Origin of the sequence: Pseudoalteromonas sp. SIMBA_162 (assembly GCF_046535955.1) — a bacterium.
In the GTDB taxonomy this organism is placed as follows: domain Bacteria; phylum Pseudomonadota; class Gammaproteobacteria; order Enterobacterales; family Alteromonadaceae; genus Pseudoalteromonas; species Pseudoalteromonas marina.
The window spans coordinates 1-279 of the sequence record NZ_JAWJBQ010000269.1 but is presented as its reverse complement, the minus strand read 5'-3'; the positions used below and the strand labels follow the sequence as shown (position 1 = coordinate 279).

Genomic DNA, 279 nt, shown 5'->3' with positions numbered 1-279 from the left:
CCGTTCGACTCCGGTGGCAGCTCGGCCAAACTGCGCGACGCCTTCTCGATGCCCGCCATCGGCGATCTGCGTTCTCGCCTGATGGCGCTGGCCGATGACAGCGTCCTGGGCCATCCCGATATCTATCGCCTGTTTACCCACCGCCTGCCGCGTGAAGCGCGCCCGGAGATGCTGCACGCCACGCTGCGCGAACTGGCGGCCGGACGTCATCCGTTGACCATGGCGGTCGCGGAACCGATGCGCACCCTGATCTGCCATCAGCTGGGCTTTCTCATCGAC

Annotated in this window: 1 pseudogene; it reads left to right on the top strand. The window is 66.3% G+C overall.

The window, feature by feature from the left end:
- Positions 1-279 (top strand): annotated as a pseudogene (locus tag R0J88_RS19630) (GAK system CofD-like protein); the annotation flags it as partial.